Origin of the sequence: Ramlibacter sp. (assembly GCF_050250995.1) — a bacterium.
GTDB lineage: Bacteria > Pseudomonadota > Gammaproteobacteria > Burkholderiales > Burkholderiaceae_C > Ramlibacter.
Genome location: NZ_JBFWNP010000001.1, coordinates 192,440 through 215,290, shown reverse-complemented (window position 1 = coordinate 215,290; position 22,851 = coordinate 192,440). Strand labels below are relative to the sequence as shown.

The 22,851-nt window shown below is 66.1% G+C and carries 16 protein-coding genes and 2 pseudogenes; 8 read left to right on the top strand and 10 right to left on the bottom strand.

Annotated elements, in window-relative coordinates; all coding sequences use genetic code 11:
- The first annotated feature begins 149 nt into the window (after window positions 1-149).
- The 7 genes and pseudogenes from AB7E83_RS01035 to AB7E83_RS01005 all read left to right on the top strand — a co-directional run bounded on the left by AB7E83_RS01035 (window position 150) and on the right by AB7E83_RS01005 (window position 11,736).
- A complete protein-coding gene (locus tag AB7E83_RS01035) occupies window positions 150-5,975 on the top strand; it encodes an alpha-2-macroglobulin family protein (RefSeq protein ID WP_428564238.1) in 5,826 nt (1,941 codons plus the stop codon).
- A gap of 5 nt (window positions 5,976-5,980) precedes the next feature.
- Window positions 5,981-8,137, top strand: coding sequence for a penicillin-binding protein 1C (gene pbpC / locus AB7E83_RS01030; protein ID WP_428564725.1), 2,157 nt, complete (start codon window positions 5,981-5,983; stop codon window positions 8,135-8,137).
- Between the two features lie 58 nt (window positions 8,138-8,195).
- Window positions 8,196-8,471: a BrnT family toxin gene (locus tag AB7E83_RS01025; protein WP_428564235.1), complete on the top strand. Its 276-nt coding sequence runs from the start codon at window positions 8,196-8,198 to the stop codon at window positions 8,469-8,471.
- Complete coding sequence (locus AB7E83_RS01020) at window positions 8,455-8,703, top strand: BrnA antitoxin family protein (protein WP_428564232.1); 249 nt, start codon at window positions 8,455-8,457, stop codon at window positions 8,701-8,703. Before AB7E83_RS01025 ends, AB7E83_RS01020 begins: the two co-directional genes overlap by 17 nt.
- A gap of 127 nt (window positions 8,704-8,830) precedes the next feature.
- Window positions 8,831-9,949 (top strand): annotated as a pseudogene (locus tag AB7E83_RS01015) (PilT/PilU family type 4a pilus ATPase); the annotation flags it as partial.
- A gap of 250 nt (window positions 9,950-10,199) precedes the next feature.
- A complete protein-coding gene (locus tag AB7E83_RS01010; protein WP_428564229.1) occupies window positions 10,200-10,706 on the top strand; it encodes a cyclic nucleotide-binding domain-containing protein in 507 nt (168 codons plus the stop codon).
- Window positions 10,707-10,797: 91 nt separating this feature from the next.
- Window positions 10,798-11,736 carry a recombination-associated protein RdgC gene (locus AB7E83_RS01005; RefSeq protein ID WP_428564226.1) on the top strand — a complete coding sequence of 313 codons (939 nt, stop codon included), beginning with the start codon at window positions 10,798-10,800 and terminating at the stop codon, window positions 11,734-11,736.
- A 34-nt stretch (window positions 11,737-11,770) separates the two neighbouring features.
- Here AB7E83_RS01005 and AB7E83_RS01000 read toward each other — a convergent pair whose 3' ends face one another.
- Together AB7E83_RS01000 and AB7E83_RS00995 are read right to left on the bottom strand one after the other, a co-directional pair.
- Window positions 11,771-12,133: a hypothetical protein gene (locus AB7E83_RS01000; RefSeq protein WP_428564223.1), complete on the bottom strand. Its 363-nt coding sequence runs from the start codon at window positions 12,131-12,133 to the stop codon at window positions 11,771-11,773.
- Between the two features lie 184 nt (window positions 12,134-12,317).
- The gene (locus AB7E83_RS00995; RefSeq protein WP_428564220.1) at window positions 12,318-12,599 is read right to left on the bottom strand and encodes a DUF3253 domain-containing protein; all 282 of its coding nucleotides are present in this window, start codon (window positions 12,597-12,599) and stop codon (window positions 12,318-12,320) included.
- Between the two features lie 168 nt (window positions 12,600-12,767).
- Between AB7E83_RS00995 and AB7E83_RS00990 the strand changes: the two genes are divergently transcribed.
- Entirely contained in the window at window positions 12,768-13,586 is an 819-nt protein-coding gene (locus AB7E83_RS00990) for a restriction endonuclease (RefSeq protein WP_428564217.1), read from the top strand.
- Window positions 13,587-13,783: 197 nt separating this feature from the next.
- Here AB7E83_RS00990 and AB7E83_RS00985 read toward each other — a convergent pair whose 3' ends face one another.
- The 8 genes and pseudogenes from AB7E83_RS00985 to AB7E83_RS00950 form a co-directional block, all read right to left on the bottom strand.
- Window positions 13,784-14,686: an SMP-30/gluconolactonase/LRE family protein gene (locus AB7E83_RS00985; RefSeq protein ID WP_428564214.1), complete on the bottom strand. Its 903-nt coding sequence runs from the start codon at window positions 14,684-14,686 to the stop codon at window positions 13,784-13,786.
- Between the two features lie 52 nt (window positions 14,687-14,738).
- Window positions 14,739-15,713 carry an NAD(P)H-dependent flavin oxidoreductase gene (locus tag AB7E83_RS00980; protein ID WP_428564211.1) on the bottom strand — a complete coding sequence of 325 codons (975 nt, stop codon included), beginning with the start codon at window positions 15,711-15,713 and terminating at the stop codon, window positions 14,739-14,741.
- A 177-nt stretch (window positions 15,714-15,890) separates the two neighbouring features.
- Window positions 15,891-16,949 (bottom strand): annotated as a pseudogene (locus tag AB7E83_RS00975) (2-oxo acid dehydrogenase subunit E2); the annotation flags it as partial.
- Window positions 16,950-17,028: 79 nt separating this feature from the next.
- A complete protein-coding gene (locus AB7E83_RS00970) occupies window positions 17,029-18,402 on the bottom strand; it encodes an MmgE/PrpD family protein (RefSeq protein ID WP_428564208.1) in 1,374 nt (457 codons plus the stop codon).
- Window positions 18,403-18,406: 4 nt separating this feature from the next.
- Window positions 18,407-19,402, bottom strand: a complete 996-nt coding sequence (locus AB7E83_RS00965) for a Bug family tripartite tricarboxylate transporter substrate binding protein (RefSeq protein ID WP_428564205.1) — start codon at window positions 19,400-19,402, stop codon at window positions 18,407-18,409.
- A gap of 23 nt (window positions 19,403-19,425) precedes the next feature.
- Complete coding sequence (locus AB7E83_RS00960; RefSeq protein ID WP_428564202.1) at window positions 19,426-21,444, bottom strand: alpha-ketoacid dehydrogenase subunit alpha/beta; 2,019 nt, start codon at window positions 21,442-21,444, stop codon at window positions 19,426-19,428.
- The gene (locus AB7E83_RS00955) at window positions 21,441-21,860 is read right to left on the bottom strand and encodes a NifU family protein (protein WP_428564199.1); all 420 of its coding nucleotides are present in this window, start codon (window positions 21,858-21,860) and stop codon (window positions 21,441-21,443) included. The genes AB7E83_RS00960 and AB7E83_RS00955 overlap by 4 nt, the downstream gene beginning before the upstream one ends.
- Window positions 21,841-22,851 (bottom strand): amidohydrolase family protein, encoded by a 1,011-nt coding sequence (locus AB7E83_RS00950; protein WP_428564196.1) that lies wholly within the window; start codon window positions 22,849-22,851, stop codon window positions 21,841-21,843. Before AB7E83_RS00950 ends, AB7E83_RS00955 begins: the two co-directional genes overlap by 20 nt.

Sequence of the window (22,851 nt, the reverse complement as noted above, 5' to 3'; positions counted from 1 at the left end):
GCTGCCCGCGCCAGCTGCTGGCTTGCCCCTCGTCCTTGACGTAGCGGGTGAAGCCTTTGCTGGAGCATCTGACGGATCGGCTGTGGCGGACGCGCGGCCATCGCCGAAGCCATTCGGCTACCCTCCTTCAAAGCGCAAGGAGCGACCGCTTGAACTTCTCACTCTCCCGATTCCTGCTGGCCGCCGCGATTGCGACCGGCGCACTGCAAGCCCACGCGTTGCAGATCGCGAGCCTGACGCCGCAAGGCGAAGTCTCGCGCGTGCGGCAGATCGTCGCCAGGTTCGATGCACCGGCCGTGAACTTCGGCGACGCGAAGGCGGCGGCGCCGCTCGCACTCGCTTGCAGCGATGCGCAGGCAACGCAGGGCACCGGCCGCTGGAACAGCGAACGGGAATGGGTGTTCGTGTTCCAGGCCGACCTGCCGCCGGGCGTGAGCTGCGCGATCCGCTCGCGTGCCGGGTTTCGTTCGCCGAAGGGCGACGCGCTCGCGGCGGTCGATTTCCGGTTCACGACCGGCGGCCCGTTCGTCCAGGACATCCGTCCTTCGGCCGGCAGCCGCATCGACGAGGCGCAGTTCTTCATGCTGCGCCTCAATGGCGCGGCCGCGATGCAGAGCATCGCCGACAACGTGTGGTGCGCCGTCGAAGGGCTGGGCGAGCGCGTCCCCGTGCGGACGCTGGCGCCGCCCGAACGCGCGTCCCTGCTCAAGGCCATGAACGCCGACAAGGCCGCGGCCCGGGACCCGCTGCGCTTCGTCACCCTGGCGTGCAACCGCAGGCTGGCGCCGAATGCCAAGGTGCAGCTCGTGTACGGCAAGGGCGTCGCCACGCCCGGCGGCGTTGCGAACTCGGTCGAGCGGCGCTTCAACTTCAAGGTGCGCGAGCCCTTCGCCGCGACCTTCGGCTGCGAACGCGAGAACGCACAGGCGGCCTGCCTTCCCTTGCGGCCGATCACCCTCGCGTTCAACGCGCCCGTCTCCCGCCAGCTGGCGGCGCAGATCCGGCTGAAGTCCGCGCGGGAAGCGTTGACGCCTTCGATGGAAGGGACGGCCGACGCCGAAGCCGTCGTCGAGGAAATCACCTTCAAGCCGCCGCTGGCCGAAAGCGCGCAGTTCACCCTCGAGCTGCCGAAGGATTTCAAGGACGCATCCGGCCGCGCGCTGCACAACGCGGACCGCTTCCCGTTGAAGGTCGCCACCGCCGCGATGCCCCCGCTCGCGAAATTCCCCGCGGCGTCCTTCGGGATCGTCGAGCGCTTCGCCGAGCCCGGCAGCCCGCCGTTGCTGCCGGTGACGCTGCGCAGCGTGGAGGCGTCGCCGCAGGCGAGCATGCTCGCCCCCGGCAAGGTGAGCGATCTGCAACCGAAGGGCGACGCGGAGATCATCCAGTGGTTTCGCAAGGTTCGGCGCTACAACGACTTCACGGTGACGCGCGAGATGGCGCGCAGGGACGTCAAGGCGCCGCTGCCCAAGGTCGTCGACCCCTCGCACAAGGACACGGTGCAGACGCGCATGGTGTCCCTGCTCGGCGGGCAAGCGGGTGCGAAGACGCTGAACCTTCCCGCGCCCGCCGCGGGAGCCCCGCGACCTTTCGAAGTGGTCGGCATCCCGCTTGCGCCCGGCTTTCACGTGCTGGAGATCGCATCGCAGGTGCTCGGCAAGTCGCTCCTCGACGGGCGTCATGGCGAGCCGCGCACGATGTACGTCCGTACGTCGGCGCTCGTCACCAACCTGGGCGTTCACTTCAAGCTGGGGCGCGAGAACTCGATGGCGTGGGTGACGACGCTGGACAAGGGACAGGTCGTGCCGAATGCGGCCGTGCGCGTGTCGGACTGCGACGGCAGGGAGCTCGCGTCCGGCACGACCGATGCGCAGGGAATCGTGCAGCTCAAGGGCCTGAAGCCGGAGCCGCCCCGCTGTCCCGAGGTCGACGGCTGGCACGAGGCCTACTTCGTCAGCGCGCGTGCCGCGGACGACATGAGCTTCACCTGGAGCGACTGGGCCCAGGGCATCGAGCCGTGGCGCTTCAACGTGCCCACCAGCACGGACACGCAGCCCGACGCGCGCCTCCACACGGTGATGGACCGCACGCTCCTGCGCGCCGGCGAAACGCTGTCGATGAAGCACATCGCGCGCGTGCAGACGCGCACCGGCTTCGGCCTGCCGGAGAACGCGCCGGCCGAGATGGTCATCACCCACCGGGGCAGCGGCCAGCAATTCACGCAGAAGATCGCGTGGCGCAAGACGGCGACCGGCGGGCTGAGCGCGGAGAGTACCTGGCAGGCGCCGCCGGGTGCGAAGCTGGGCCAGTACGAGGTGACGCTGAAGGGGCCCGCGGAGCAGGCCACGGCCTCCGGCTACTTCCGCGTCGAGGAATTCCGCTTGCCGGTGTTCGAAGGCCGGGTGAGCGTGGCGGGCAACGAGCCGCTGGTGAACTCCGGCGCCGTGCCCGCCGAAGTGCAGGTGAACTACGTGTCCGGCGGTCCGGCCGCCCACCTGCCCGTGCGCGTGACGGCGGCGGTGCGGCCGCGCTCGACGAGCTTCCCCGACTACGACGAGTTCAGTTTCAATCCGCCGCGCCCCGTGCAGGCGGGCTCGGGCACGGGTTCCGATGAAGAGGAGGCCGCCGCATCCACCGACCAGCGCGTCATCGCCGACAAGCTGCCGGTCACGCTCGACCGCAACGGCGCCGGCAAGGTCGCCATTCCCAACGTGCCCGTTGCGAAGCGCGCTCAGGACCTCGTGCTGGAGGCGAGCTACGCCGACCCCAACGGCGAAGTACAGACGCTGCGCAGCGTGCAGCCTTTGTGGCCCGCCGCCGTGGTCGCGGCGATCAAGACCGAGGGCTGGGTATCGGCCGCGCAGCGGATGCGGCTGCAGGCGCTGGCGCTTCGACTCGACGGCAAGCCGGCGGCCGGCGTGCCGCTCGACGTGCGGGCCACGGCGCGCATCGTCACCACGAGCCGCAAGCGCATGGTGGGGGGCTTCTACACCTATGACAACAGGACCGAGGTCAAGGACCTCGGGAGCGTGTGCAGCGGCAAGAGCGATGCGCGCGGCATGCTGCTGTGCGAGGTGAAGCTGGAGCAGGCGGGCGAAGTGGAACTCGTGGCGACTGCAAAGGACGCTCGGGGCGCGACGTCGGAAGCGGCAAGCGCGGTGTGGGTGACGAAGCGCGGCGAGGTGTGGTTCGGCGGCGAAAACCACGACCGCATGGACGTGCTGCCCGAGAAGAAGGCCTACCAGCCCGGCGAAACCGCACGGCTGCAGGTCCGCATGCCGTTCCGCTTCGCAACGGCGCTGGTGGCGGTGGAGCGCGAGGGCATCGTCGACACGAAGGTGGTGCAGCTCAACGGTCGCGACCCGACCGTGACGCTGCAGGTGAAGGAAGGCTGGGGACCCAACGTCTACGTCAGCGTGCTCGCGCTTCGCGGCCGATTGCGCGAGGTGCCCTGGTACAGCTTCTTCACCTGGGGCCTGCGCGCGCCGCGCGAATGGTGGACGGCCTTCTGGTTCGAGGGCCGCGAATACACCGCACCGACGGCGCTGGTCGACCTGAGCAAGCCCGCGTTTCGATTGGGCCTTGCGGAACTCCGCGTCGGCACGCGCGCGCACGAACTGGCGGTGGCCGTGAAACCGGACAAGGAGGCCTACCCGGTGCGCGGCAAGGCACGCGTGACGGTCAGCGCGAAGCTGCCCAACGGCCAGCCGGCCGCGAACGCGGAGGTGGCGCTCGCGGCCGTGGACCAGGCGCTGCTGGAGCTGATGCCCAACGACAGCTGGAACCTGCTTTCGGCCATGTTGCAGCGGCGCGCCTGGGGCGTGCAGACATCGACGGCGCAGGGCGAAATCATCGGGCGGCGTCACTATGGCCGCAAGGCGGTGCCCGCGGGCGGCGGCGGCGGCAAGGGCCAGACACGCGAGTTGCTCGACACGCTGCTGCTGTGGAATCCGCGCGTGGTGCTCGACGCGGCCGGGCAGGCGGTCGTCGAGGTGCCGATCAACGACGCGCTGACAACGTTCCGCATCGCGGCGGTGGCCGATTCGGGCACCGGCCTGTTCGGCACGGGGCAGGCGACGATCCGCTCGACACAGGATCTGCAGATCATCAGCGGCCTGCCGCCGCTGGTGCGCGAGGACGACAGCTTCCGCGCGCAGCTGACGCTCAGGAACACGACGGCGAAGGCGATGAAGGTCGAGGTCGCGCCGCGCGCGACGCTGCTCGCGCTGGCGCCGCAGACCATCGACATCCCGCCGAACGAAGCGCGCGAAGTGGCGTGGAACGTGAAGGCGCCGCCCCAGCTCGCGGCGACGCGCGCGGAGGCATTGCTGTGGGAGATCGAGGCGAAGGACACGCTGGGCGGCGCGCGCGACGCGCTGAAGGCGCGCCAGCGGCTGCTGCCTGCCGTGCCCCTCACGGTGCAGCAGGCCACGCTGGTGCAGCTCGACCCCGCGCTGTCGCTCGACGTGCAGCCGCCCGCCGATGCGATCGCAGGCCGGGGCGGCCTGAAGGTGAATCTGGTGCCGAAGCTGGCGGACGGCTTGCCGGGTGTGCGCGACTGGTTCGTCGACTACCCCTTCACCTGCCTGGAGCAGAAGGCCAGCAAGTCCATCGGGCTGCGCGATCCGAAGCTTTGGCAGGGCGTCGTCGCGCAATTGCCGACATATCTCGACCGCGATGGCCTCGCGAGCTATTTCCCCCCGCGCGACGGCGAGACAAACCGCGGCAGCGACGTGCTCACCGCCTACCTGCTCGCGACCGCGCACGAGGCGTCCGGCATCGACGGTGCCTACGCGCTGCCGGACGACGTGCGCGCACCGATGGAGCGCGGCCTCATCGCCTTCGTCGAGGGTCGCATCCAGCGCGAGTCGTGGAACGGCAAGGACCTGGACGTGCGCAAGCTCGCCGCGCTCGAGGCGCTTTCGCGCCACGGGAAGGCGCAGGGCCGCATGGTGGGCAGCATCGCCATTGCGCCGAACCAGTGGCCCACGCACGCGGTGATCGACTGGGTGGGCATCCTGCGCCGCGTGGGCGACGTGCCGCAACGCGAGCAGCGGCTGGCGCAGGCGATGCAGGTGCTCAAGGCCCGCCTGTCCTTCCAGGGGACCAAGGCCACCTTCAGCACCGAGCGCGAGGACTACTGGTGGTGGCTCATGCAGAACGGCGACGTGAACACCGCGCGCCTGCTGCTCACGGTGATGGATGATCCCGCGTGGAAGGACGACATGGGCCGCCTGGCGGCGGGATTCATCGCCCGCCAGCAACGCGGCGCGTGGCTCACGACCACGGCCAATGTATGGGGTGGGCTCGCGCTCGAGAAGTTCTCGGCGAAGTTCGAATCCGCGCCGGTGGGCGGCAGCACGCGCGCCAGCACGGCGTCCGCGACCGCATCCGCCGACTGGCGCCAGCCCCGGCCCGCGATGTTCATTCCGTGGGCGCCGCGGATGGGCAAGGAGACGCTGGCCGTCACGCACCAGGGCACCGGCAAGCCGTGGCTCACGTTGCAGTCCGTCGCTGCCGTGGACCTGAAGGCGCCGTTCGACGCGGGCTATTCGGTGAAGAAGACCATCACCCCGGTGGAGCAGGCGGTGCCCGGAAAGTATTCGCGCGGCGACGTGCTGCGCGTGGCCATCGAGATCGCCGCGTCGGCCGACATGGCGTGGGTGGTGGTGACGGACCCGATCCCCGGCGGCTCGACGCTGCTCGGCGGCGGACTGGCCCGCGATTCGCAGGTGGCGACTTCGGCGGAGAAGCGAGCGGCTGGCGTGTGGCCCGCGTACGAGGAACGCAGCTTCGAATCATGGCGCGGCTATTACGAACGCGTGCCCAAGGGCACGTTCACCGTCCAGTACACGCTGCGCCTGAACAACGTGGGCGAGTTCGCCCTGCCGCCGACGCGCGCGGAGGCGATGTACGCGCCGGAGATGTTCGGCGAAGCGCCGAATGCGCGCATGAAAGTGGAGCCGGGGCGGTGACCGAGTTGCGCTGGTTTGCGTCTTTGCTCTTCTGCGCCTGCGTGGCGGGGCCGGCCGCCGCGCTGCCGTCGTTCGAGGAAGTGAAGCGCGCGCACCGATCGTCGGAGAGTGTGCTGCTGGACCGCCAGGGCGAAGTGCTCCACCGGCTGCGCACCGATGCGAGCGTGCGACGCGGTGCGTGGGTGACGCTGGACGCCGTCTCGCCCGCGCTGCGCACGGCGATCCTGCTGTCGGAAGACAAGCGCTTCTACGAGCACAGCGGCGTCGACTGGCGCGCCGTGTCGTCCGCGGCGTGGGGCAATTTGTGGAACACGCGAACGCGCGGCGCATCCACCCTCACGATGCAGCTGGCGGGCCTGCTCGACGACGACCTGAAGCAGGAGGCTGGCGGTCGCGGCGTCGTCCAGAAGGTGGGGCAGGCCATTGCGGCGCAGGTGCTGGACCGTCGCTGGCGCAAGGACCAGATTTTGGAGGCCTATCTCAACCTCGTGCCGTTCCGCGGCGAGCTCGCGGGTGTCGATGCGCTGTCGCGCACGCTGTTCGGCAAGGCCGCGCACGGACTCGACGATCAGGAGTCGGCCGTGGCAGCTGCGCTCGTGCGCGCGCCGAACGCGCGGCCGCCGCAGATCGCGGCCCGGGCGTGCGGTGTGCTCAAGGCGATGCAGCCGGGCGCCTCGTGCCTCATGCTGGACGCATTCACTCACGCGGCGCTGCAGCACAAGGGACTCCCCGCGGACGAAGGCATCGCCCCGCATCTCGCGCGGCGTCTGCTGCCCGCGGGCGCGCCGCCGCGGGTGAGCTCGACGCTGCGCGCGCCGGTGCAGCGCGTCGCCGTCCAGGCCTTGCACCGCCAGCTGGCCGAACTTCGCGGCCGCAACGTCCACGACGGCGCGGTCGTCGTTCTGGACAACGCGAGCGGCGAAGTGCTGGCCTGGGTGGGCTCCTCGGGCGTCTTCAGCGATGCAGCCGAAGTGGACGGGGTCACCGCGCCGCGGCAGCCGGGCTCGACGCTCAAGCCTTTCCTGTATGCCCAGGCGATTTCGCAGAGGCGGCTCACCGCGGCATCGTTGCTCGAGGATTCGCCGACGCACATCCCCACCGCGTCGGGGCTCTACATCCCGCAGAACTACGACCGCGGATTCAAGGGCTGGGTGACGGTGCGCACCGCACTGGCGGCGTCGTTGAACGTGCCTGCCGTGCGCACGCTGGTCATGGTGTCGCCGGAAGACTTCGCGCGGCAATTGCGGGCAGTCGGCCTGCCGTTGAAGGAAGGCGGGGACTACTACGGCTACAGCCTCGCGCTGGGCAGTGCGGAGGTGTCGCTGCTGAATCTGACGAATGCCTATCGCACGCTGGCGAACGGGGGGAAGTTCGGGGAGGTGGCATATTCGCTTTCTCCCTCGCTCTCGCCTTCGCGCCCGCGCGCGGGGATGCGAGTCTCGCCCCAGGCCATCGATTCAGGTGCGGCTTTCATCGTGGGCGACATCCTGTCCGACCCGAATGCGCGGTCCCGGACGTTCGGGACCGACAGCCTGCTGGGCACCCGGTTCTGGACGGCCGTGAAGACCGGCACGAGCAAGGACATGCGGGACAACTGGGCCGTGGGCTGGTCGCAGCGCTACACGGTGGGCGTGTGGGTCGGCAACGCGGACGGCGCGGCGATGCACGACGTGAGCGGCACGAGCGGCGCGGCGCCCGTCTGGGCCGATGTGATGCGGCATCTGCACCGCGACGAACCCCGCCGGGCGCCGGTGCCGCCGACTTCGGTGGTTTCGACGAGCGTCGTCTTCGGCGATGCGCTGGAAGCGCCGCGCTCGGAATGGTTCCTTCCAGGCACGCAGCAGCCGCTGTTCGCCGTAGCGCGCGATGCCGCGAGTTCACGCGCGACGGACGGCGCGGCGTTCATCCGGCAGCCAGCCGCGGGCGCGATCATCGCGCTGGACCCCGACATTCCGCCGGATCGGCAGCGCCTGCACTTCGCGGCGGGCGGCGTCGGCCCTCGCAGTGCCTTGCGGTGGCGCATCGATGGAAAGGAATTCGCGCGCGGCAACGCCGCGGCGTGGTTGCCGTGGCCGGGGCGGCATCGCGTGCAGCTTGTCGACGCCGCGGGTGCCGTGCTCGACGAGGTCAGGATCGAGGTCCGGGGGGCGGGGGTTCGGTAGGGTTCGAGTCGCACGTCAAGCAGTTGACGCCCATACGAAGTGTATATACAATTTGCGCATGGAGTTCACATGGTCCGAGGCCAAGCGCGCCGCGAACCTCAACAGCCACGACCTCGACTTTGTTGATGCTCCACTGGTCTTTGAGGGCGTGACGTTCACGTTCGAAGACGCCAGGTTCGCCTATGGCGAGCAGCGCTTCGTGACGCTTGGCCTCTTGGCCGGCATTCCCGTTTCAGTAGTTCACACGGAGAGTGACCATGAAATCCGCATCATCTCGTTCCGCAAAGCCACAAAGCGCGAAGCGCAAATCTACTTCGATGAAATCCAGAACTGATTGGGCGCGTCTGAAGGAGGACAAGGGCGCTTCTTCGGACGACCACCCGGAAGCCGACATCAGGCACATCGTTCGTGGAGTCGTTCGGCGTGGACTGCAGCAGCTCCCATCCAAGGCGAGCATTTCGCTGAGAGTCGACCAGGATGTGCTCGAGTGGTTCAAGGCGCAAGGACCGGGCTACCAGACTCGCATCAACAGCGTGCTGCGCGCGTTCCGGGACGCGTCGGTCTAGGAGTTCACGCGAAGCAGGTGCGCCGTCGGCAGGCTCCGCGGCTCCTGCGACCTTTCAACTCGGATCGATTGCTCTTACATTCGTAGCTTTCCGGCGTGCGCGCCGGGGGCACGGATCAGGAGCAGTCATGGATCCCCAGGAAAAGCAGCAATACCAGTCCATCGTCCACAAGATGCTCGGCGCCATGGTGCAGGCGAAGGGGTCGGACCTGTTCCTCACCGCCGGCTTCCCGGCCTCGATCAAGTTGAACGGGAAGCTCACCAAGCTGAACGAACAACCGCTGACGGCGGAGCACACGAGCAAGATGGCGCGCGCCATCGCTTCCGAGAAGCAGTGGCAAAGCTACATCGACACCAAGGGCCAGAACTTCGCGATCTCGCTCGAGGGCATCGGCCGGTTTCGCATCAACATCTTCACGCAGCAGCAGCGAACCGGCATGGTGATCCGCGTCATCACCACCGAGATCCCCGATTTCGACAAGATGAACCTGCCGCCGATCCTGAAGTCGGTCGTGCAGGAAAAGCGCGGGCTCGTGCTGCTGGTGGGCGGCACCGGATCGGGCAAGTCGACGACGCTCGCCGCCATGCTCGGCGTGCGCAACCGGGAGACGCACGGCCACATCATCACCATCGAGGACCCGGTGGAGTACGTGCATCCGCACGGCAACTGCATCGTCACGCACCGCGAAGTCGGTATCGACACGGTGGGCTGGTTCGACGCGCTGAAGGACACGCTGCGCCAGGCGCCCGACGTGATCCTGATCGGCGAGATCCGCGATCACGAGACGATGGAGTACGCGCTCAATTTCGCCGAGACCGGCCACCTGTGCATGGCCACACTGCACGCGAACAGCGCCAACCAGGCCATCGACCGCATCGTCAACTTCTTCCCGATCGAGAAGCACGAGCAGGTGCGCAACGACATCGCGCTGAACATGCGCGCCATCATTTCGCAGCGCTTGGTGCGCAAGATCTCCGGCGGTCGCGCCGCGGCCATCGAGATTCTGCTCAGCACGTCCACCTCGCGCGACGCCATCGCCAAAGGCGAGATCGGCCAGCTCAAGGAGATCATGAAGAAGTCGGTCGAGCTCGGCATGAAGACCTTCGACCAGTGCCTGTACGAGCTTTACGACGCGGGCGACATCTCGCTGCAGGAGCTGCAGGTGAATTCGGATTCGAAGAGCGAGCTGATGCTGCGGCTGAAGTTGAACAGCAAGCGCTTCATCCGCGAGGAATTGCCCACCGGGGAGGCGGCAACCGGCGGGCTGTCGCTGCAGAAGGAGCCGGAGCCCGAGGAGGATGACGACACCCCGAAGCCGGGTCAGCTCGTGGTGAAGATCAGGAAGCCGGAGCCTGCGCAGGCCGCTGCCGCGCCGCCGCCAGCCGCGGCAACGCCAGCGGCGCCCACCACGAAACCGGCGGCGCTGGAGCTGTCCCTGGAGGAGAAGCCAGCGCCTCCGGCGCCCCCGTCCAAGGTCTGAATTTCGAGGAGAACACATGGACGAATTCGACAGCATCGACGACCAATTCGCCCGTCATGCGAGGCAGCTGACGGAGGACCCGTCGGCCCGCCTCGATGCGTTGCGAAAGTGCTCGTTCTTCCAGCCGGTTTCCGACGAGTGGCTGCAGCGCCTCTCTGCGATGGCGGAAATCAGGACCTTCCGCTCCGACGTGAGCATCATGTCGCAGGGCGAGGACCTGAAGGCCTTCTACGTCATCCTGTACGGCGCGGCGGAGGCCTATCGCAACGGCAAGGTGGTCGGCACCATCGAGACCGGCGACTGTTTCGGGGAGGCGATCTTCTTCGGCGACGGCACCATGACCGCATCCGCCACCGTCATCGCCGACGACAAGATCGTCGCGGCCGAGTTCAGCAAGACCGCGATCGAGGCGCTGCAGGCCGATCCGCACGCGATGGTCAGCATGGACAAGGCGCTGCTGCTCGCGCTGTTCAAGAAGCTCAATGGGGCGAACCGGAAGATCGAACGCCTGATGATGGGGTAGGGGCGGAAGGCGTGCGTTACAGAGGGGCTGCGGGCGCATCGGTCATGTTGTCCGGGTCGCCGACGGACGTCCGCCCTAGAATGCGCCCCTCATGTTCAAGAACGCCTGCTACTTCCGCATCGCGGACGGCTTCGAGCTGCCGCCGCTTCCCGCCTTGGAAAAGGCGCTGCAAAAGACCCGCTTCGTGCCCTGCGGCCCGACCCAGCCCGAGTCGAGCGGCTGGGTGCCGCCGCGCGGCGCCAGGCACACCCAGCTCGCGGAACTCGTGGGCGGCCAGCTGATCCTGAAGCTCTGCACGGAAAAGCGTGCCGTGCCCGCGTCGGCCATCAAGGCGGGGGTCGAGGAAAAGATCGAAAGGTACAAGAAGGAAACGGGACAGGAGCGCATCGGCGCCAAGGCGAAGAAGGAGTTCAAGGAGGAGGTGCTCCTGGACCTGCTGCCGCGCGCCTTCACCAAGCGGAGCCACACATTGCTCTGGCTCGCACCGGAGCAGCAAATGCTGGTGATCGACAGCGGCACGCTGGCGGGTGCGGACCGGATCGTGTCGGCCCTGCTCGCGGCGCTGATCGACATCCCGGGTGCCGGACCGGCGCTGGATCTGCAGCTCACGCAGACAGAGCTGTCGCCCTCCGCGGCCATGGCGCACTGGCTCGTCACGCGCGAGGCGCCGTTCAACTTCACGATCGACCGCGACTGCGAACTGAAGACGCCGGACGATCAGAAATCGAGCGTGCGCTACTCACGCCACACGCTCGACATCGACGAGGTCGCGCAGCACATCTCGGCCGGCAAGGTGCCGACCCAGCTGGCAATGACATGGAACGAGCGGGTGTCCTTCGTCCTGAGCGACACGGGGCTGGTGCGCCGCATGAAGATGCTGGACGTGGTGATGGAGGGCGTGGACAAGCCGGGCAAGGACGAGGACGGATTCGATGCGGACGCGGCCATCCTCACGGGCGAGCTGGCCGGGCTTCTGCCCGACCTGCTCGACGCCCTGGGCAGCGAAACCCGGGCGCCGAGCGAGACCTGACGGAGCGCACCGGGGGTGCGCTCGTCATTCGCGATCAGCGATAGCGCGGATCGTTCGGGTAGCGGTCGTACCGGTTGGACACGCCGTCGCGGTCGTTGTCGTACGAAGGTGCCACGGCGTAGGTGCCGGGGGCGCTGCCGTAGGGGACCACCTGCCCATACTGGTCGACGTAGCCGGGCTGCGTGATCACGGTGTGCCGGCCGGCGGCATCGACCTGCACTTGGCGACCGTAGGCATCGGTGTAGACATGCGTGATGGTGCCGGAGGGCCGCGCATCGTACGGCACGCCGAAGATGCTGGACAGCGTGGTTCCCACGCTGTCGATCAGATCGGCCCGCGCCGCGCCGCCGAATGCACACGCAGCCACCGCGGCCGCCGTCAAGATGTACTTCTTCATGAGTTGCTCCTTTGCGGTCAATCCGCTTTGTGTCATTGGAGCGCGATGGGCGGCGCAGAGGGAGCGGCGCGGAGGCCGTGAGGATGTGGGGGGAGTCCTGCGCGGCTGTAGGTTGGGGTAGCTGAACGGTGCTGCACCGGGATTCGAGACGGGAGAGTTTGGAACGATCCCGACCGACACGGGCTCAGCTCGTATCCGACGAGCCAGCGCCAGCCAACGCCCGCCCCAGTCGGATCGGCCCCCGCAACGGTTGATCGGGGTCGAGGGTGAGCCCACCTTGCCGGATCTCGACCGCCCCCGATTTCGCGAGTGCGATCGCCGCTGCGCGGACCTCCGGCATCAGAGGGCGCCATCGTTGCGGATCGATCGCACGTGCCACTTCCGAGGGGCAGATCGTCGCCGACAGAGCGCGGCTGCACAGCAATTCTTCGATGACATCCCGAATACGATCTTCGCTCGCATGCACGTCGGAATGGTGACACGAATTGCGAGACACTGGGGCAACGCAAGTGCGCTCGCTTCGACGCGAAGGGACGGGGTGACGGATTTTTCTCGCCTTCGGTGAGGCAAGCGCGCCCTGCGTGGGTCTTTCTGGACGGGTTGGGTATGCTTTGGCTCTTGGGAGAAACGGTCCATGGCACGCAGGCGAAATAGCGGGGCGGAAGCGCTTCTGAACTTGGTGGCCATGCTACCGTGGTGGGTGGGGCTCTTGTTGGCCATCGCGAGTTACTTCGTCCTCGAGCGACTTTCTCGCCTGACTTCTGGTGTTCCCGTGCAGGGCCAATTGGCTGCGTCCATCCAGGTCACGATGTTGGCGGCTTTTGGTTCCATAGGGAAGGTGGTCGTTCCCGCGCTCTGCGTCGTCGCAGCGGCGGTTTCGTTCGCCAGACGTCGAAGGCGCGCCCAGCTCATGGTCGACGCCACCGGTGGCGGTACGCATGCGATTTCGACAATGTCATGGCGGGAATTCGAAGCTTTCGTCAGCGAAGTCTTTCGAGAGCGCGGTTATTCGGTCGCCGAGAATTTCGATGGCGGCGCCGATGGCGGCTACGACCTGAAAATGCGCAAGAACGGCGAACTTGCGCTCGTACAGTGCAAGCAGTGGAAGGCGTTCAAGGTCGGCGTGACGGTCGTGCGCGAGCTTTACGGCGTGATGGCTGCGAGCGGCGCCAGCGAGGGCTACGTTGTGACCTCGGGCGCATTCACGTCGGATGCCGTTGCCTTCGCGGAAGGACGGAACATCCAGCTATGGGACGGAAAGACCCTGTCGGGGCTACTTTCCCAGCAGCCTGAGGCGCCTATGTCGCCGCCGCCGACGGTCAGTGTTTCGCCGATGTGCCCGAAGTGCGGATCGGGGATGAAGAAGCGCGCTGCCAAGGCGGGCGCGAATGCAGGGAAGATGTTCTGGGGGTGTTCACGTTTTCCTGCTTGCAGGGGGACTCGGGAGGGTTAGCTTCGCAGCATCACGAAGCCGCAGATGTCGACAAGTTGCAGCAATCGACGCATTGCCTCATCGGCGTGTTCGATCAGTTCGTCCAGGGCTACGCGCAGCATGTGGCGAGTCTGCAATCGCGGCAGAGAGATTTGTACCTATCAACTTTCCCGCTGTTCGGGAGGGCGGGCTCTGGTAGACATCCAGCGAGCCTCCCCTCAACCCCAGAGCCACTTCACTCTCGGCTCGGGAATCCCCCGAACGTCCAGATCCAGCGAGAAAATTCCACCGGCGAGACGTTCCGCTGCCGCTTCCTTCGAGCCGCGATCATGGGCCGCCGTCGTGACGAACAGAGTCCGGTAGTCGTGCCCTCCGAACGTGATCATGGTCGGCTGCAGTGTCGGCGCCTCGAGGATTCGATCCAGTTCCCCGGCGGGACTGAATCGCAGGATCTTGCCGGCATCCATCAACGCGATCCAGTAGAAGCCCTCGCTGTCGACCACGGCACCATCCGGAATCTCGCCGACGTTCAGGCCGGCGAATCGTCGTCGGTTGCTCGGCACCCCGCTTGCCGGGTCGTAGTCGAATGCGAGCATCTGCCAGTTCGGCCGATCGGCAAGATACATCGTTCGTCCATCCGGACTCCAGGCGATGCCGTTCGCGATCGTGACGCCCTCGATCAGCCTGACCGGCCCTTGTGCGTCCAGTCGATAGAACGAAGCGCCACCGTCCGGCTGCGTCGAGTCCCGCAGTCGCGCGGTGCCCACCCAGAACCGGCCTTGACGGTCGCACCGCCCGTCGTTGAACCGGTAGTTGGCGACGTCGTACGGTGCAGCGAAGAGCATGGATGAAGCGCCGGTGCGCAGATCCAGCTTGAAATATCCCTCCTGCAATGCCACCAGGGCGAATGCTTCGTCGGCATCCAGCGCGTAGCTCCCGATGGGCGACGTGAAACGCCACGTCTGCGTTGCACCGGTCAGCGGATCGGTCCGATTCAGCGACGGGGCATAGATATCGATCCAGTAGAGGCGCTGGGACCGCGCAGACCAGATCGGCACTTCGCCGACGTTCGCCTTCGCATCGAGCACGCATGACCACTCGGGCGTGATTGCTATCGGCATCGCTCTCGATCCCATGTTCGTTTCTCCGGCCGGGTCCCTGTCGGCACGACCCTCACCGCCGCCGGGCCACCTCCGCCATCGACGGCGTCTCGCAAGCCGCCACATACTCGTCGCGCAATCGATCCACCAGCGCCGCAACGGTGGGAATGTCGCGGATCAATCCGACCCCCTGCCCGGCACTCCACACGTTCTGCCAGGGCTTCATGCCCTCGGGCAGATGCGCGGTCCCCTTCGACGCCGGCACGGCCGCCGTCTTCGGATCGAACCCGTGCGACTGCAGCGAGGGCATCAGCCAGTTCGCCGGCACGCCATTGACCGTGGGCGTGTAGCAAAGGTCCGTGATCTCCGCTTCCGCGATCATCTGCTTGTACGCATCCGGCGCATCCGCCTCCTGCGTCGCGATGAAACGCGTGCCGAGGTAGGCGAGGTCGGCGCCGAGGACTTCCGCCGCACGGATCGCGGCGCCGTTCGACACCGCGCCGGCCATCACGATCGTGCCATCGAACATCGCGCGGATCTGCGGTATCAGCGTGAGGTGCGTGACCGTCCCCGAGTGGCCGCCGCCGCCGGCTCCGATCGCGATGATCCCGTCGGCCCCCGCGCGGATCGCCTTCTCCGCGAACCGGATCGACGTCGCGTCGTGCCACACCACGCCGCCGCTCTCGTGGACCTGCTCGATCAGGCTCGTCGGGTCGCCCGAGACCGAGACGATGATGTCCACGCGCGCGGCCTTGCAGATGCGGATGTGGTTTTCCACCTCCTCGCGGCTCGAGCGCAGGTTGATGTTCGTGGCCAGCGGCCCGATGCGCGCGCCGGGGTTCGCGGCCTGGTACTCGTCGAGCTCGCGGCGAATGGCGAGCATGTCCGCCTCGTAGGACTTCACGTCGCGCCAGTTCGCGGGATTGGTGCCGCAGATGATGCCGGCCTTGCATGCGGCGACGAGCAGGCGCGGGCCGCTCACGAGGAACATGGGCGCGCAGAATGCGGGCAGGACAAGGCGGTCGCGCAGGCGGGCGTCGAGGGTCATCCTGCGAGGATGGCGTGTAACGCAGCGCCCGCCCAGCACCTGTAGCGAAATCGATCCACGATGCGGAACGCCGTCGATAGCGCCTTCACCGGGACCGCGCCTTGACGCAAGGCGCCTGCTGCCGATGATGGCCTGGCGCAGGGTCCGACGGTCGAGCCGACATCGCAGAAACTTCGTTCAGAGCATGGTGCGTCGCAGGTCGGACAGATGGGCGCCGAGCGCAGTAAGAAAGCGTGCAGCCGCGGCCCCATCGATCACGCGATGATCCCATGACAAAGACAGCGGCAGCATCAACCTTGCCTGGACCTGCTTGCCGTCCCACACCGCCTGCATCCTGCTTCTGCCCACACCCAGGATGGCAACCTCCGGCGCGTTGATGATGGGCGTGAAGTAAGTCCCACCGATGCCGCCCAAAGATGAGATCGTGAAGCAGGCTCCAGTCATGGCCTCTGCGCCGAGCTTGCCATCCCGCGCCTTCTCGGCCAGTTCGACCATCTCTTTGCCGATCTGAAAAAGCCCCTTTCTGTCGGCATCCCTGACCACGGGCACGATCAGACCATTCGGCGTATCCGCGGCGAAGCCGATATGGAAATACTGCTTGAGCACCAGCTGTTCTTCGTCCAGCGAACTGTTGAACTCCGGCAGCGTCTTCAGCGCAGCAACGCTGGCCATGACGAGGAACGGCAGGATCGAGATCTTCACGCTGGACTTCTCGAATTCCTTGTTTAACCGAACGCGGAACGCCTCGAGCTCCGTGATGTCGGCATCGTCATGACTGGTGACGTGCGGAATCGTCATCCAGTTGCGATGGAGATTTGCGCCACTGATCTTCTTGATGCGCGAGAGTTCTCTGCGCTGCACAGGGCCGAACTTGGCGAATTCCACCTTCGGCCGGTCTGGCGGGCCGGGTACGTCGCTATCGACCGGCGCCCGGGGTTCCCGATCTGGCAGCGCGGGCGGCGCGGGTGGCATCGGGAGAGCCGCAGCCGGCAACGCGACATTTGCGCTGCCGCCGATTTCTAAGATCGCGAGCACGTCACCAACGTTCACTTTGTCGCCCTTGCGGACTTTGAGCTCCCTGAGCACGCCAGCCAACGATGACGGGATCTCGATGGATGCCTTCTCGGACTCTACGATGACCAACGCCTGTCCTACCGAGACGCTGTCGCCCGGTTGAGCGAGGATCTCGATAACGGCAACGTCCTGCACGTCCCCTATGTCGGGTACTCTCACCTCTGTCAAAACATGTGCCTTGTCTTGGGAATTGGAAGTTCTCGCCGCTTCTGCGTTTCGCGGAAGATCGGAAGATGGCCGGTTAGAAGGCGTTCCAGTCGAGTACGGAAGGCATCTTCTGGATCCGTGTGAGCGACCAGACGAGACCGATCACGGATTGCATTTCGGTGGGGTTGGCTCCCTTGCGGTACCCCGCCAGGCAGGTCGCCTTTTGCTCGAGTTCGGCGCGACTGAGCGTGTTGCCGGGATCTCCTTTCGGCACGTCGACGCGCCCGGAGAATCGACGTCCATCGTGTGTCGTGATCACGACCTTGCCGATCCACCGGCCTGGATATGCGCGATCGACTTCTTCGTCCAGCTCCATTTCTACCTTCGCGCTGAAATCGACGACCGCGTCGTCCTTGTAGTGTTCGTCGAATTCCGGGAGGCCAGCTCGGCCATGCACGGCGACCAGACCCAGGACGGTTCCCATCGAGAATTTGGATTGATGCACGGTCTGCGGCGCGGTGACGGCACCCAGCACATCGATCGCGGCTTGATGAACCCTGGCAGTGACGGCCTTGACGTCGCGTGGCGTCAAGTCGTGTTCAATAAGTGTCTGTTGCAGGGCGTCCGCCGCTGGATGCGTGTGGCGACATGACGCATGGAACTTGAACGAGGTCTCCGACAACGCCCATCGCTCGCCGAGCCGATCGGCAAGCCGGGAGATGTCGGAGTCCTTCGACATCCCGGCTGCCATGCCCTGAGCGCCGGACAGTATTCGCCTGGCACCCGTGAACCCCTCTTTGGCCAGAAATGCCGCCATGATGCCGGCGCCAGCCGCATGGGCCGTGTGGAGTTGCTTCGAGTCGGCCGCGTCCCGCAGGAATTCCCACAAGCCGGAAGCTTGCGTACCCGCGGACCCCATGGCGTGGAGCATTTCTTCCGGATCGAGGCAAAGCAGCCGCCCTGCGGTGACTGCGGCGGCGATTGCCCCGGCGGTTCCCGTCGTATGGAAGATCCTGTAGTGGGATCGCCCGAGAAACTCACCGACACGTATCCCGACCTCGTAGCCCGCCACCGCTGCAACGAGCATGTCCGCACCGCTCGCGCCGTTCGCCTGTGCGACCGCGAGAGCCACGGGAAACACCACCGCGGCCGGGTGGAAGACCGACCCATTGTGCACGTCGTCCTGTTCGGCGAAGTGCGAAGCGGCGGCGTTCACCATGGCCGCCAGCAACGGACTGGAGCGACTGCGATCGATCAGTATTTCGCTGGGGCCATCGCCCGGGCCCATCGCCTTCGCGAAGCGCCGGATGGTCTCGACCGGACGGGCGCCCTTGCCGGCGAGCGCGGAGCCGATCCAGTCGAGCAGCAGGTCCTCGCCGCGGCGCTGCACGGCCGCTGGAATGTCCGCCATGTCCAGCGTCGCCGCGAAGCGGGCGAGTACGGATTCCGGTGCCTGTCCGTCGCTCATGGATTCAGCGCGCCGTCTCTTGCACTCGAATTTTTCGACTGCGAACCAGATGCCCCCACGTCGCACTATCCTTCAACATCATCGCGTTCAGTTCGGCGGCGGTGCCTCCGGTTTTCTCATATCCCATGGGCCGGAATGTCGGCGCGGCGTCCGGCGCCTGAAGCAGGGCGTTGATCTCGGTCTCGATGAATTGCCTTGTCTTCGGTGGCGACCCCGTAGGCAGGTAGAACCCCAGCCACTGCTGCCAGTTGTATTCGGGAAAGCCCTGTTCCGCGATGGTGGGGTACTGAGGGAAGAGTGCCGACCGCCTGCCAGAGGTGATGCCGAGAATCTTGATCTTGCCGCTCTTCTGGAGCAGGTCGGCCTGGAACAAGGGCAGGATGAGCAAGTCGATCTGATTTGCAAGGAGCGCCGCGACGGACGGAGATCCTCCGTTGTACGGCACATGCAGAAGCTCGATCCCTGCCATCTGCTCGAGCAGCACGAATCCCAGTTGCCCGCTGGTTCCGGTACCTTGCGATCCGAAAGTCAGCTTGCCGGGGTCGGCCTTGGCCATCCTGACCGCGTCGGCAATCGTGTTTCCCTGAAACCCGGAGCGCGCTGCCACGGCCATGGGATAGCTGCCCAGCGGAGCGACGGGTTCGAAACTTTTCTCCGGGTCGTACTTGACGGAAAGGACGTGGGGATTGATCGAGAACGCGTCGATGTTGCCGACCATGATCGTGTAGCCATCCGGCGCCGAACGTGCGCCGTATTCGGTGCCGATGACTCCACTCGCACCGGGTCTGTTCTCGACAACCACGGGTTGGCCGATCCGCTTCGCGAGTCCCTGCGCAACGGCACGGGTGCCGGAGTCGATGCCGCCCCCCGCAGGCCAGGCGACGATCATCCGCAAGGGTTTCGAGGGGAATTTATCGTCGGCCTGCGCCCATGCAGGCGAGTGGGGTGCGCCGCAGACAATCAAGACCGAAAAAAGGACACTGAGCAATCGCCGGTTCATTGGGATCTCCATGGGTTGACACATCAATTCGAAAGGCCGGGTTGGGTTGGCCACGTTGCCAACCTTCTTACTGCCTGCACGACGGCTCCGCTGTCGGGTACGACCGCGGACTGAAGGGCAGGGGAAGACGGGACTCTCACGTCGGGCATGCCAACGCGGACGATGGGCGCCTTGAGTTCGGCGAAACACAGGTTGGAAATGCGGGCGGCAATCTCCCCGCCAAAACCTCCCGTGACGTTCGCTTCGTGGACGACGACCATCTTCCCCAGTTGCCTGACCAGAGCCACGATGGACTCCTCGTCCAAGGGGCAGAGCCAGCGCAGGTCCAGTACGGCGGCGCTGATTCCTTCGTCCGCCAACTGTTGCGCGGCCGACAACGCGACCTCGACCATCCGGCCCCAGGTGACGACCAAGACCTGCGAGCCCCGGCGCCTCAAGCGACTACCGCCTACGCTCTCGGTCGCGCGTTCGACATCGACGGGTGCGCTCATCTGGTAGAGGGCGCGGGATTCGATGAGAATGACCGGATCGGGATCGGCGACCGCCGCACGCAGCATGGCGTATGCGTCGTGCGGATTGGAGGGCAACCCTACCTTGATGCCCGGTATGTGGGCAAGCACGGCTTCCAGGCACTGGGAGTGCTGGGCACAGGATCCGGGCGTGGCGCCCTGCTGCATGCGTACGACGAGGGGGGCATTGACCGCGCCTCGGGAAAGATAGCGGACATTCGCCATCTGGTTCGCGACTTGATCCAGCGCCACGAGCAGGAAATCCGTCCACATGATCTCCACCACCGGGGTCAGGCCCTCCAGGCTCGCTCCCAATGCAGCGCCCAGGATGGCGGACTCGGAAATGGGCGTATCGAAGATCCTTTCGCCGAAGTCCCTGCGAAGGTCCCTGGTGACACCGAACGTGCCCCCCGGTACGCCGATGTCTTCGCCGAACGAGACGAGTCCTGGACGCACCTCGAATTCCTTGCGCAGCGCCCGGTTGAGTGCCTGGCTGTAAGTGAGGCTGGCGCCTTCCGCGGGCAGCGGCGCGATCGCCATCTGCGGCGAAACCGCCGCGACATGGCGGGTCGCGGTAAGAGGATCGGGTTGACGCGCCTCGATCGCCTCCGCCGTGAGCGCACCCACGTCATCCGCCACCGACTGCTGCAAGCCGGCCCAGTCCCGTTCGCTCAGCGCGCCCTCCGAGAGCAGCGCATGGGACAACAGGGCGAGCGGGTCCCGACCCAGGTGTTCGGAGCGATCCGCAGCCGTGCGATAGTGCTGGATGTCCGAGTTGTAATGGCCCAGGATGCGGGGAACATCCACCTCGACGAAAGCCGGTCCGCCGCCGGCGCGGACCTTTTGCACGACTTCGGACAGCGCCGCCTGCAGCCCTCTGACGTCCGAGCCGTTGAGCGGCAGAGCCGGCAATCCATATGCTGCGGCGCGCGCCGAAAGCGTCGTTTTCGGAACCGTATTGGAGATCGGCGTCATCTCCGACCACCGGTTGTTCTCGCAAACGAAAATGACGGGCAACTGCCTGGCGATCGCGAAGACGATGGCCTCGTGAACGGCGCCTTGATTGGTCGCTCCGTCGCCCATCGAGACGACCGAAACGCCGCCGCGCCCCTCGGCCAGCAGTCCCATTGCTATGCCATTGGCGATCGGTGCGCTTGCGCCCACGATACTGTTCTCTCCGATGAACCCGTGCTCCGGGGCGCTTAGATAGGCCGATCCCGCGCGGCCCCCGTTCGTTCCGGTCTCGCGGCCCAGAATCTCCGCCAGCACGGCTGCAGGCGGGGCGCCGCATGCGAGCGCCCAACCGTGTCCGCGATACGTGGAAAGCACCCGATCACGCGAGTCGAGATTGGCGAGCATCGCCACGGGCACCGACTCCTGACCCACGCACAGGTGGACGGACCCGCTGAAATGGTTCTCGCGTCGAAGCCGCAAGACCGCCTCCTCGAATCGGCGGGTAAAGAGGATCTGATGAAGCATCTCGACCGGGTCGGCCGATCTGGACTCGAATCGAGGGGCGACACTGCATTTCACTTGATCTCTCCTTCGTGTGCTGTGCAGCCCGTGGGATGCGCTCGCGTCGATGTCGGGCGGCGGCTCGGTGGGTGGGCAACCCGGCTGCTGAGATTCGTCAGACGGTCGATCGCTGCCTTCGAGATGTTGGCCTTCGACGTGGTGACCGTCCCGACGTCGGGAATTCCACGGATGGCGGGCAACACCCGGCTGTAGAAAGTTGCCGCGGCTGCCGGACAACTCTCGCAGGCACCGAGGAACTCGAGGTGGATGTCGCCGTTCGCCGCGATCCTTCCAACTCTCACGGCGCCGCCGTGGGAGTCCAGGAACCTGGCGACGGAATCGTCGAGGGTTCGCTGAACCTCGAGCCTCAAAGCGTCGGTATCGACCGGAGGGGTCGATACCGCAGTGACGGCTTCAGTCGTGGCGAGTGTCATGTCCGTACTTCTTCTCGAGAAACGCGGCAACATCCACGCCCATCAGCCGCGCGAAGTTTTCGCCGAAGATCTTCCGCTTCGTTTCGCGCGTGATCGCCGGGAATCCGTAGCCATCCATCAGGTCCTCGGGCATCTCCAATTCCGCGAACAGATCGATGTACCCTTGTACGGCGGGCCATACGAATGCTTCGCTGCCATACAGCAACCGGTCGGGTCCTACATACATCAACGCCTTGCCCAGTCGCATCAGGGCCTCGCGCGGCATGATCGGGTAGACGTTGATCCAGGCCGAAAGCGACAGCCAGACGTTCGGCGTCCTCGCCGCGATGCTGATCGTCTCGTCGATGTACGGGTCGCCAAGGTGATGGATGACGAAGTTGAGTTCCGGAAAGTCGTTGGCGGCTTGCTGGATGTCGTTCGGCCGCATCGCCTCCATGCACTCGCTGCCGAACGGAACACCCTTGTGGAACTGCACGGTCTTGACGCCGAGGCTCAGTGCGCGTTCCCACATCGGGTAGGCGATCGCCCGGTCGTCGACTCGCCAATTCAGAGAATTGGCGTGCGCCTGGTAGAACTTGAAGCTGACTGCGCCCCATTCTTCGGCCTGCCGCGTCATCTCGTTGCAGGCGCCCTCGACGCCCTGGAACAAGGGGTCGACGCCTCCGCAGAACAGCACCTTGTCCGGGTAGGCCTTCTTGAGGTCGTACTGCCGGCGCGCAGGCGAAAATCCGTCCTTCCACCAACCGAACAGCGGCACGGTCTGTGCCATCGCCATGTCGGTGTCGGAGTCGACGAAGAGGATCCGATGCGCCTCCTCGACGCTGATCTCCGAGCCGAGGAAGTCCGGATTTGCAGGGAGCTTCGGACTCGAGAAGATCTTTGCCATCCCGAGGATGTTCTGGGCGATCTGTACTCCGGTCGGTGTCGTGTTCTTCATGGTGTTGTCGAACATGTGCACCACGTTGTCGAAGACGAACATTCCATCTTTCAT

Coding starts and splice junctions, on each gene's coding strand:
- AB7E83_RS00950 (WP_428564196.1), bottom strand. CDS start 22,851: ATGAAAGATGGAATGTTCGTCTTCGACAACGTGGTGCACATGTTCGAC.
- AB7E83_RS01025 (WP_428564235.1), top strand. CDS start 8,196: ATGGAGTTCACATGGTCCGAGGCCAAGCGCGCCGCGAACCTCAACAGC.
- AB7E83_RS00990 (WP_428564217.1), top strand. CDS start 12,768: ATGGCACGCAGGCGAAATAGCGGGGCGGAAGCGCTTCTGAACTTGGTG.
- AB7E83_RS00970 (WP_428564208.1), bottom strand. CDS start 18,402: ATGAGCGACGGACAGGCACCGGAATCCGTACTCGCCCGCTTCGCGGCG.
- AB7E83_RS00985 (WP_428564214.1), bottom strand. CDS start 14,686: ATGCCGATAGCAATCACGCCCGAGTGGTCATGCGTGCTCGATGCGAAG.
- AB7E83_RS00955 (WP_428564199.1), bottom strand. CDS start 21,860: ATGACACTCGCCACGACTGAAGCCGTCACTGCGGTATCGACCCCTCCG.
- AB7E83_RS01000 (WP_428564223.1), bottom strand. CDS start 12,133: ATGAAGAAGTACATCTTGACGGCGGCCGCGGTGGCTGCGTGTGCATTC.
- AB7E83_RS00980 (WP_428564211.1), bottom strand. CDS start 15,713: ATGACCCTCGACGCCCGCCTGCGCGACCGCCTTGTCCTGCCCGCATTC.
- AB7E83_RS00965 (WP_428564205.1), bottom strand. CDS start 19,402: ATGAACCGGCGATTGCTCAGTGTCCTTTTTTCGGTCTTGATTGTCTGC.
- AB7E83_RS01010 (WP_428564229.1), top strand. CDS start 10,200: ATGGACGAATTCGACAGCATCGACGACCAATTCGCCCGTCATGCGAGG.
- AB7E83_RS01005 (WP_428564226.1), top strand. CDS start 10,798: ATGTTCAAGAACGCCTGCTACTTCCGCATCGCGGACGGCTTCGAGCTG.
- AB7E83_RS01020 (WP_428564232.1), top strand. CDS start 8,455: ATGAAATCCAGAACTGATTGGGCGCGTCTGAAGGAGGACAAGGGCGCT.